Genomic DNA, 10,560 nt, shown 5'->3' with positions numbered 1-10,560 from the left:
ATACTGACATCAAAACCACACTGATTCTGCTCATCACTTCCATTGTTTATCCACTGTTGGGCGGTAGTGATGCCCTGTTGTTGACAAGGCGCACTTTCAGGAATGCTGGGAATAGCACCACATCCTTTTTCATTTCTGTCTGCAGAGATTGCATTGAGAGGAAAATAGCAAAGCGCTTCAGGGTGCTCTTTATTATTTGCTGAGGTTGATAAATAAGGAGAAAAAATAAACCCATTTGTGTAGCCAGCATCTAATGTAATGAGCTTAGAATCCGTTCTCAAGTAAGAAAACGAAACACCACCGCTACCTTGTGAGTGTGGGCTTGGATTCCAAGAATAATAATTATCTGAAGGAACTGTTCCTCTCAACATAATTCCGGAACATAAAAATGCAGGACGATCCTCATCTCCACAATTATTTCTAGTATCGTTGTATCTTTGCGTTAATTCTGTCGCAAGATCGTAACCAGACTGTGTATTTATTGAATTAATGTTGGCAAAAGCCATCTGTAACCCTAATAAATATAATGAAATAAAAATAATTATTCTTTTCATATTATTTCCTTAATAATTTTTGAATGTTGTTAAATGATAGTAAGTTTGTAAATTCACCTTTTTATATCATTAATTCAAATTCCTTTTTTTTATCATCTAATAATTAAATTTTATTGAATTGGCGGCATGTTTTTATGCGTTATTTTTATATTAGGTGATAATTTGTTTGGGGATGAAATAGAATAATGGTAGCTGATCATAAAGGGTTTATTAAAAAAGTTTTATCTTGTTTTTTATTTTTTTATAGAAGTATTATCTTTTTCCAATATTAGCACAGGCATCTACCATTTTCCGAAACAATTGGTTGCTGAAATTACATTGGCTGTAATTCATACAGATTTATTCGGTCATCAAAATATATTACAAGTGAATATTGTGTGTATTGTGTGTTTTGATGATGAAAATTATGACTTCTGCCGTTCTCTGAACCAGTAAGTGTTTCGAGTTGGAGAAGGTTATCACATCTATCTCATCTTCCTGACTTGGCAGAAAAACGCGGTTTTCTGCCTTGATTAACCTATTGGATATTGTGTCTAATACGTGGCTTTCTATTGCGCAAGTCATGTGAGGTAATGATCCCAATTTGCGCAAAAACACCCTGATTGTACGCATTGCCACAAGAAGGCATCAAAACAACGGGGTAAATCAAAGAACTATTGCCAAGGAAAAATTAAGATAGTCCTCCTTAAACTGACGTTAATTATCTGACATTAATGATTGCGGTTTGTATACTGCGCTGCGAAAATTAGTCCTTAGTTCACTAAACGCTTTTATCCGACTTGGAGTAAAGAATGATCACTCGTAAAACCCTTGCTAATGCTATCCGCTTTTTGAGCATGGACGCTGTGCAGAAAGCAAAATCAGGGCATCCTGGCGCACCAATGGGAATGGCTGACATTGCCGAAGTGCTGTGGCGCGATTATCTGAACCATAACCCGACGAATCCCGGCTGGGTTGATCGTGACCGTTTTGTGTTATCCAATGGTCACGGCTCTATGCTGATATACAGCCTTCTGCATCTGACAGGTTATGATGTTTCTATTGATGATTTGAAAAATTTCCGTCAATTGCATTCTAAAACGCCGGGCCATCCAGAATATGGCTATACTCCGGGCGTAGAAACCACGACTGGCCCATTGGGGCAGGGGATTGCCAACGCAGTCGGTTTTGCGATTGCAGAACGCACACTGGCAGCGCAGTTCAACCGTCCGGGCCATGATATCGTCGATCACCACACTTATGTGTTTATGGGTGACGGTTGTATGATGGAAGGGATTTCCCATGAAGTTTGCTCTTTGGCGGGGACACTGAAATTGGGCAAATTGATCGCATTCTATGATGACAACGGCATCTCTATCGATGGTGAGGTAGAAGGTTGGTTCACCGATGACACCGCAGCACGCTTTGAAGCCTATGGCTGGCATGTTATCCGTGGCGTAGATGGCCATGACTCAGAAGCAATTACGGCAGCCATTGAAGCTGCACGTCAAGAGACCGGCAAACCCTCCCTGTTGATGTGCAAAACCATCATTGGCTTTGGTTCACCAAACAAAGCCGGTAAAGAAGAGTGTCACGGTGCTCCGTTGGGTGATGCTGAAATTGAAGCAACCCGTAAGGCGCTGGGTTGGGAACATTCTGCGTTTGACATTCCTCAAGATATTTACGCTGGCTGGAACGCCCAAGAAGCCGGCAAAATCAAAGAAGCGGCTTGGGAAGCGAAATTTGCTGCCTATGCGAATGCTTACCCAGAACTGGCCGCTGAATTCACCCGCCGTACCCGTGGTGAACTGCCAGTGAACTGGGAAGCCGAATCTAAGGCATTCATTGAAAACCTGCAACAAAATCCTGCCGCCATTGCCAGCCGCAAAGCATCACAAAATGCACTGGAAGCATTCGGTAAAGTTCTGCCGGAATTTATGGGCGGCTCTGCTGACCTGGCACCCAGTAACCTGACCATGTGGTCTGGTTCCAAGCCACTGAACGAAGTTCAGGACGGTAATTATATTCACTATGGCGTGCGTGAATTCGGCATGTCTGCCATCATGAACGGTATCGCACTGCATGGTGGTTTTGTGCCTTATGGCGCAACATTCCTGATGTTCGTGGAATATGCCCGTAACGCGGTACGTATGGCGGCGCTGATGAAAGCGCGCAGCATCTTCGTTTATACCCACGATTCCATCGGTCTGGGTGAAGATGGCCCGACCCACCAGCCAGTAGAACAGATTGCCAGCCTGCGCGTCACACCAAACATGAGCACATGGCGCCCATGTGACCAAGTTGAATCTGCGGTTGCGTGGAAATATGCCATTGAGCGCAAAGATGGCCCATCTTCACTGATCTTCTCCCGCCAAAATCTGGTACAGCAAGCGCGTACGGCTGAACAATTGGCGAATATCGAGAAAGGCGCTTACATCCTGAAAGATTGTGCAGGTCAGCCTGAGTTGATCTTGATTGCAACGGGTTCTGAAGTCGAACTGGCGGTGAAAGCGGCTGAACAATTGACTGCTGAAGGCCGTCAGGTTCGCGTGGTTTCTATGCCATCGACTGACGCTTTCGATAAGCAGGATGCTGCATATCGTGAAGCCGTGCTGCCAGCGGCAGTTTCTGCCCGTGTTGCTATCGAGGCGGGTATTGCTGATTACTGGTTTAAATATGTTGGTATCAATGGCGCTATCGTTGGCATGAAGACTTTCGGTGAATCCGCGCCTGCTGATGCGCTATTCGAACTGTTTGGTTTCACTGTTGAAAATGTTGTCGCCAAGGCATCAGCTTTGCTGAAATAATCAGCAAATCATCCTGATAAGCGCATTCGTATCAATTTTAGATCGAATGCGCTCTTTTTTTGTTCAACCTTTCCTCTATGATGTGACGAATGGCACTTGCCATCACGCTTGTTTTCTCGTAGTCTGCTTTCGTTAAGGCTGAACCGTTTCAGTTGCGTGTATGGATTAGACGATAAAATGTCTTGTCTGTCACAATCTGATTAATTTTGTGATGAATTATCCGTACAAGCCAGCATTGCTCAGTTATTCTAAGCGGTTGCATGACTACAGAGAAATTCAGGGAGTAACATGACTATCAGGGTAGCGATTAACGGTTTCGGGAGAATCGGGCGCAACGTCTTGCGTGCCCTTTACGAATCCGGGCGTCGGGCTGAAATTTCAGTGATCGCTATTAATGAGTTGGCAGATGCACAGGGCATTGCTCACTTATTGAAATACGATTCCAGTCATGGGCGTTTTGCATGGGATGTACGCCTGAATAATGATTTATTGCAAGTAGGAGATGACAGCATCCGGCTGTTTCATCAACCGGAGATTTCAGCCCTGCCGTGGAAAGAGCTGGGTATTGATATCGTTCTTGACTGTACGGGTAAGTATGGTGAGCGGGCAGACGGAGAGTCGCATATCGCCAGCGGAGCCAAAAAAGTCCTGTTTGCGCATCCGGGAGGCAATAATCTAGATGCAACCGTGGTCTATGGTGTCAATCACCATTTATTGGTTGCCGAAGATTGCATTGTTTCCAATGCCTCCTGTACGACGAACTGTATCATCCCCATCATCAAGGTGTTGGATGATGCGTTCAATATTGAATCGGGTACAGTGACAACCATTCACGCATCAATGAATGATCAACCTGTGATTGATGCTTATCACGGTGATTTACGTCGCACCAGGGCAGCCAGTCAATCCATCATTCCTGTTGATACAAAATTGGCTGCGGGGATCACCCGTATTTTCCCTAAATTCAATGATCGGTTTGAGGCGATTTCTGTTCGAGTGCCCACGATCAACGTGACGGCCATTGACTTGAGCGTGACAGTCCGCACGTCAGTGAATGTTAACGATGTTAACCAGATCCTGCAAACATCAGCGGCCAGAGAGTTTCGTGGTATAGTGGATTATACTGATTTGCCACTGGTTTCAACGGATTTTAACCACGATCCCCACAGTGCCATTGTGGATGGCACACAAACGAGAGTTAGCGGTAATCACCTGATTAAGACGCTTGTGTGGTGTGATAATGAGTGGGGCTTTGCCAATCGCATGATTGATACGACACTGGCAATGGCTGCAACGGGTTTCAAATAATCATTTGTTGTGTCACAAACGGTACACAGCGAAAGATTGAGTAATTTTACAAAGAATCAATGAGAGGATTCACCATGTCTGTAATTAAGATGACTGATTTAGATCTGGCGGGTAAACGTGTATTGATCCGTGCTGATCTGAATGTGCCTGTAAAAGATGGCAAAGTTACCTCTGATGCACGTATCCGTGCGTCTTTGCCGACGATTGAGGCTGCGTTGAGTCAGGGAGCCAAGGTCATGGTTACTTCTCACCTGGGACGCCCGACTGAGGGAGAATACAACGAAGAGTTCTCATTGCAACCTGTCGTTGATTATCTGAAAGAGGCCCTTTCTTCTCCTGTCCGTCTGGAAAAAGACTATCTGGAGGGTGTTGAAGCAGCGGAAGGCGAATTAGTTGTTCTGGAAAACGTTCGCTTCAACAAAGGTGAGAAAAAAGACGATGAAACGTTATCAAAACAGTATGCTGCACTGTGTGATGTGTATGTCATGGATGCGTTTGGCACGGCGCACCGGGCGCAAGCGTCAACCCACGGTGTTGCTAAGTTTGCGCCAATTGCTTGTGCGGGGCCATTGCTGTCCGGTGAACTAGAGGCTTTGGCTAAGGCACTGCGCAGTCCAGCTCGTCCAATGGTGGCGATTGTGGGAGGGTCTAAGGTTTCAACCAAACTGACGGTGCTTGATTCCCTGTCCAAAATTGCCGATCAGCTGATCGTGGGTGGTGGGATTGCCAATACATTTGTTGCTGCGGAAGGGCACAATGTTGGCCGTTCACTGTACGAAGATGATTTGATTCCAGAAGCGAAAAAACTGCTGGAAAGCTGTAATATCCCGGTGCCTACCGATGTGCGTGTGGCGACAGAGTTCTCTGAAACTGCACAAGCAACGCTGAAATCCACCAGTGAAATTAAAGACGAAGAGCAGATCCTTGACTTGGGTGATGCTTCTGCTGAGCGTCTGGCTGAAATCCTGAAAAGCGCCAAGACTATTCTGTGGAATGGGCCGGTGGGCGTTTTTGAATTCCCTAACTTCCGTAAAGGAACCGAAATTATTGCCCGTGCCATTGCTGAGAGCGATGCTTTCTCAATCGCAGGTGGCGGTGATACCCTGGCAGCAATCGATCTGTTCGGAATTGCTGACAAGATCTCTTACATCTCTACGGGTGGTGGTGCTTTCCTTGAATTCGTTGAAGGCAAAAAACTGCCCGCCGTTGTGATGCTGGAAGAACGTGCTAACAGTAACTAAGTTGTAATAGCAGGCAGCATTGACTGCCTGTTCAATGTCAATACAGGACCACGTAACATGTCTAAAATTTTTGATTTCGTAAAACCGGGTGTCATCACTGGTGATGATGTTCAAAAAGTCTTTGCCGTCGCTAAAGAAAATAACTTCGCGTTACCCGCAGTTAACTGCGTCGGTACTGATTCCATCAACGCAGTGTTGGAAACGGCGGCAAAAGTACGTGCTCCGGTCATTATCCAGTTTTCTAACGGCGGTGCGTCTTTCATTGCCGGTAAGGGACTGAAAGCCGAAGGTCAGCAAGCCGCAATTATCGGTGCTATTTCCGGCGCTCATCACGTTCACCAAATGGCAGAACATTACGGTGTGCCTGTTATTCTGCATACTGACCATTGCGCACGTAAACTGCTGCCATGGATCGACGGCCTGCTGGACGCGGGTGAGAAACACTATGCGCAGACTGGCAAGCCACTGTTCTCTTCCCATATGATCGACCTGTCAGAAGAATCATTGGAAGAAAACATTGAGATTTGCAGCCAATATTTGGCACGCATGGCGAAAATCGACATGACGCTGGAAATCGAGCTGGGTTGTACGGGTGGGGAAGAAGACGGCGTTGATAACAGCCATTTGGACAGCTCTTCCCTGTATACTCAGCCGGAAGACGTGGCTTACGCGTATGAGAAACTCAATGCTATCAGCCCACGTTTCACCATCGCGGCTTCTTTCGGTAATGTTCACGGTGTATACAAACCCGGTAATGTTAAACTGACGCCAAAAATCCTGCACAACTCACAGGAATACGTGTCTGAGAAATTCAACCTGCCACACAACAGTCTGGATTTCGTCTTCCACGGTGGTTCCGGTTCTACCGCAGAAGAGATTCAGGAAGCGGTTAGCTACGGTGTCGTCAAAATGAATATTGATACCGATACCCAGTGGGCAACCTGGGAAGGTATTCTGAACTACTACAAAAAGAACGAAGGCTACTTGCAAGGCCAGTTGGGTAACCCGGAAGGGGCGGACAAGCCTAACAAGAAATACTATGATCCGCGTGTTTGGCTGCGTGCCGCTCAGGCGACGATGATTGTTCGTCTGGAACAGGCTTTCAAAGAACTGAATGCAGTTGACGTGCTGTAATAACCCATTGTTATTCAGAAAGCCGTTATTCAGATAATGTAAAAGCTGGCTACATTCTTTTTGAATTAGCCAGCTTGCCCTGAAAAATAAAACTAATCGTTTTCTGGGGTTATATCAAAATAAGTGGGTTCTGCTAATGAGCACTCTTCTGCTGATATAATCGATGAAGCGATTAAAGTAACCGATTTTTTGTGATTATCGATATACGGAATAGAAATTTCTATTGTTTGAGTATACAACTGCCCCCACTCGTTAAACACGATGGGTTTCTTTCCTTTTATTAATTTGCTTCTTTCGATTAAGGAAGAAGTTGCCCGAAATTGATCAAGATGTTTATTTTTCTCGACGGCGGTATTTATCACCTTTTGAGCAACCCACGATTGAATTGTCGCACAATAATCTAAATCGTCGTTTGTTGACGATAAGGAAATACCGGGAACAAAGAGTATTGCAAGTGCAATAAGTTTTTTCATACTATTCTACCACTAATTCTCTATCTACAGATTGGATGATTTCCCTTCTTGCATTCGATCCTACAATGATGCAACCTTCTGATGCTTCACCTGGATGCTCTCTACTATCACCATGAATTCTAAAAAGATTTCTTCCATACATATTATTGCAATCACAAGGTTCTAAAATTATGGTCATCGGCCCCTTACTATTAGTATATCCTCCTATAGTATATCGTCCTCTAGGGAAGAGCCTTTTCCGCGTACTGGTTCTGACACTGGATTATTTTTATGAGTTCCTTTACCACTATAACCACGATCAATTAATCGATCGTTATGGTATAATTCACCTGAGTATTGATGATAAGTCCAAACCATTTAAAACTCCTTTTTATATTTCTATGGAATTATGTTTAGCACTTTGTTACAAAGTACTATATGTGTTTATTTTATCATTTATTTTTTGCAATGTTCAATTATTCTTATGGTTTGTTTTTGAAAAGATGATTTTACCTAAAAATTTTCATTTATTATATTACAATATTCTGTTTTATATTCTTAATTTCAGCTAAGTGAATTGCTTAAAGTAATATATATTCGTTTGCTTCGAGAATACATATTTGTATTATACGTATTATTTATGCGAATCCATTGTTATTTATCGCCTATATAAAGAAGCATATTCTTTATCTTAAAAAGGAAAAATTCCGCCCGTTATTTTAATTATCAACGAGCGGGGAATTTATTTAATTAAACAGAGTTAGGCCAATTACGCTTTCATAATCCTGTTCAGCCACGGCACCATAACGGCCATAATCACGGCGACAATCAGCGTGGCAATCCCGATTTTACCAAAAACGCCGGTATAAATTGGCAGGGTTTGCAGGGGATTGGTTACGCCTTCCGGTGCGGCAGTAAAGGTTGCCACATAGCTACCCAATACGGATGCGGCGGCTTGTGACAGGAACCACATGCCCAGAATAAAACCTGTCAGATAGCTAGGCACAAACGTCGCGACCATTGCCAGCCCCAATGCACTGATCATCAACTCCCCGACGCTCTGGAACAGATAGACCAGCACGATAAACCACGGGGATGTCATACCCTGCTGATCAGCAAATAAACCAGAGGCAGCGGCGGTCAGGAAGCCCAGCGAGCACAGGAACATGCCGAAGGTGAATTTGGTTGGCATGGAAAAATCTTTACCTTTGGCACCCAGTTTGGTGTAAACCACGGCCAAGAGCGGGCTGACGATAATGATCCAGAATGGATTCAATGCCTGAAAACTGATGGGATTGATATTAAAACCCAGAATCTGATGGTGAACGTTGTTGATGGCAAAAAAGTTGAGGGAGGTTGGCATCTGGTTATACAGGATATAGAACACGATGGCTTGCAGCATCAAAATAAATGCCACAAACATTTTATTGCGGCCGATCCTGTCCTGTTTGAATGCCTGCCAGAAAAAAATCCCCACAACAACAATCGAAATTGCCATAAGGACAATATTGGCAATTTGGATATTGTGCAATAGCCATGCACAGACGCCAATCATAGCCACAGTGCCAATCAAAACTAAGAGCAGGGTGAGGTAGTTAAGAGGGGCATGGTCGGGCTCAGAACCGATATTATGTATCATACGGCGGCAGGCAATATAAACCAGCAGGGCGATAATCAGGCCAATCCCGCAGATATTATAGGTAATGGCATAACCATATTTTTCCGCAATGACGGGGGCAAGTGAAAGAGAAACCAGCGATCCCAGATTGATGGACATATAGAAGAGCGTAAATGCGCCATCTAAACGTGGATCTTGCGGCGGGTAGCATTTTGCCAGCAGGCTGGCCGGATTGGCTTTGAAAAGGCCATTACCGACAGCGACAGTTCCCAAAGCATAAAAAATCAGCTCAGGTTTCATGATGGAAAGGCCAATCATGAAATAGCCAATTGCCAGTACAATGACACCCAGAACAAGGGTTCGTTTTGTTCCCAATAAGTGATCACCAACATAGCCACCGATGGAAATCAGGCCGTAAACCAGTGCAGTAAATGCACCGAAAGTAATAAATGATTGTGTTTCTGAAAACCCAAGTTGTTGAACGAAGTAAACAGCAAGAATGCCTTGGACGCCGTAGTAGCCAAATCTTTCCCATAATTCCACAAAAAAGATCATAAAAAAGGGTTTGGGTTGATCCCATAAACCGACCGGAGCGGTTTTACTCATAGCGAATGCCTCTATATAGGTATTATTTCGATGGCAATACATCCAGATGATTGTACTGTTGTTAACATTCATGTAACGCAATGTATCGCGTGGGTTGTGATTTTGTTTATTTAATCAAGGTGATCGTGAAGCGAGGGAGGTTAATATACTAGTATGCTATCTTCTCAACGGTGGATCACACTAACGAAAAAAGTAATACCATATTTGGCATAATATTCACTAAATGAATATCAAAAAGGTTTAATGTGAGGATTGTATGCTTGTAAATAAATCAAATTGGTTGCTATTTGTTCTTATTTGCTTGTTGTGTGTTGAGATCTGGTCGGTGAAATAAAGATGAGCATGAGGCGGGATCATCAGTGTCTATATATTAAATTTTTGTTATGTATTGTGCTGTCTGTTTCGATTGATGAAACGAGATTGAGGATTTTCAGATTGGGATTTATCGAAATTTTTCTATTCAACCTTACTTCTAACACTCACGGTCGAGCATTTTCCGTCTAACCTATTTCTTGAACAAGGAAATATAAAAATGATCTCATTTGATGTCCGCGATTTTTAAAACATTACTGATGTTTTTTATACTCCGCAGGCGTTGCCGCAACCAATTTTTTAAAGTTCCGATGAAAATGACTTTGGTCATTAAAACCTAACTCAGTTGCTACAGATGCTATTTTCATTCCTTGTTTCAAAAGAATTTTTGCTTCATTTATGCGCATGGCGATTTGCATAGCATGTGGGGTAATACCATAGGTCTTGCGAAAAGCATGGATAATGTGGAATTCACTCAATTGAGCATGAATAGCAATATCCTTTACCGATATATTGCTTCGAAAATTTTCACAAATATATTCATACGTA

Annotated in this window: 7 protein-coding genes and 1 pseudogene; 4 read left to right on the top strand and 4 right to left on the bottom strand. The window is 43.6% G+C overall.

Features of this window, described 5'->3' with window-relative positions; genetic code table 11:
- Positions 1-554, bottom strand: a pseudogene (locus PSI17_RS14730) (HvnC protein); the annotation flags it as partial.
- A 791-nt stretch (positions 555-1,345) separates the two neighbouring features.
- Here PSI17_RS14730 and tkt point away from each other — a divergent pair.
- From tkt to fbaA, 4 genes are all read left to right on the top strand, one after another.
- Positions 1,346-3,340 (top strand): transketolase, encoded by a 1,995-nt coding sequence (gene tkt / locus PSI17_RS14725; protein ID WP_273552693.1) that lies wholly within the window; start codon positions 1,346-1,348, stop codon positions 3,338-3,340.
- Between the two features lie 288 nt (positions 3,341-3,628).
- Positions 3,629-4,648, top strand: coding sequence for an erythrose-4-phosphate dehydrogenase (epd, locus tag PSI17_RS14720; RefSeq protein ID WP_273552692.1), 1,020 nt, complete (start codon positions 3,629-3,631; stop codon positions 4,646-4,648).
- A gap of 74 nt (positions 4,649-4,722) precedes the next feature.
- Positions 4,723-5,889, top strand: a complete 1,167-nt coding sequence (pgk, locus tag PSI17_RS14715) for a phosphoglycerate kinase (RefSeq protein WP_273552691.1) — start codon at positions 4,723-4,725, stop codon at positions 5,887-5,889.
- Positions 5,890-5,946: 57 nt separating this feature from the next.
- Entirely contained in the window at positions 5,947-7,023 is a 1,077-nt protein-coding gene (fbaA, locus tag PSI17_RS14710; protein ID WP_273552690.1) for a class II fructose-bisphosphate aldolase, read from the top strand.
- A gap of 92 nt (positions 7,024-7,115) precedes the next feature.
- Here fbaA and PSI17_RS14705 read toward each other — a convergent pair whose 3' ends face one another.
- From PSI17_RS14705 to PSI17_RS14690, 3 genes are all read right to left on the bottom strand, one after another.
- Positions 7,116-7,496 (bottom strand): hypothetical protein, encoded by a 381-nt coding sequence (locus PSI17_RS14705; protein WP_273552689.1) that lies wholly within the window; start codon positions 7,494-7,496, stop codon positions 7,116-7,118.
- Positions 7,497-8,244: 748 nt separating this feature from the next.
- Entirely contained in the window at positions 8,245-9,699 is a 1,455-nt protein-coding gene (gene dtpB, locus PSI17_RS14695; protein WP_273552688.1) for a dipeptide/tripeptide permease DtpB, read from the bottom strand.
- A 566-nt stretch (positions 9,700-10,265) separates the two neighbouring features.
- A partial coding sequence (locus tag PSI17_RS14690; RefSeq protein ID WP_273552687.1) for a helix-turn-helix transcriptional regulator occupies positions 10,266-10,560 on the bottom strand: 295 nt, incomplete at its 5' end.

This window comes from Xenorhabdus sp. IM139775 (genome assembly GCF_028598745.1).
Taxonomy (GTDB): Bacteria; Pseudomonadota; Gammaproteobacteria; order Enterobacterales; family Enterobacteriaceae; genus Xenorhabdus.
Note: the sequence above shows the minus strand (reverse complement) of the source record. Positions and strands in the feature narration are given on the sequence as shown.

What these genes read in the sequence shown, in the direction of transcription:
- pgk (WP_273552691.1), top strand. Translation starts at nt 4,723, where the DNA reads ATGTCTGTAATTAAGATGACTGATTTAGATCTGGCGGGTAAACGTGTA.
- PSI17_RS14705 (WP_273552689.1), bottom strand. Translation starts at nt 7,496, where the DNA reads ATGAAAAAACTTATTGCACTTGCAATACTCTTTGTTCCCGGTATTTCC.
- tkt (WP_273552693.1), top strand. Translation starts at nt 1,346, where the DNA reads ATGATCACTCGTAAAACCCTTGCTAATGCTATCCGCTTTTTGAGCATG.
- dtpB (WP_273552688.1), bottom strand. Translation starts at nt 9,699, where the DNA reads ATGAGTAAAACCGCTCCGGTCGGTTTATGGGATCAACCCAAACCCTTT.
- fbaA (WP_273552690.1), top strand. Translation starts at nt 5,947, where the DNA reads ATGTCTAAAATTTTTGATTTCGTAAAACCGGGTGTCATCACTGGTGAT.
- epd (WP_273552692.1), top strand. Translation starts at nt 3,629, where the DNA reads ATGACTATCAGGGTAGCGATTAACGGTTTCGGGAGAATCGGGCGCAAC.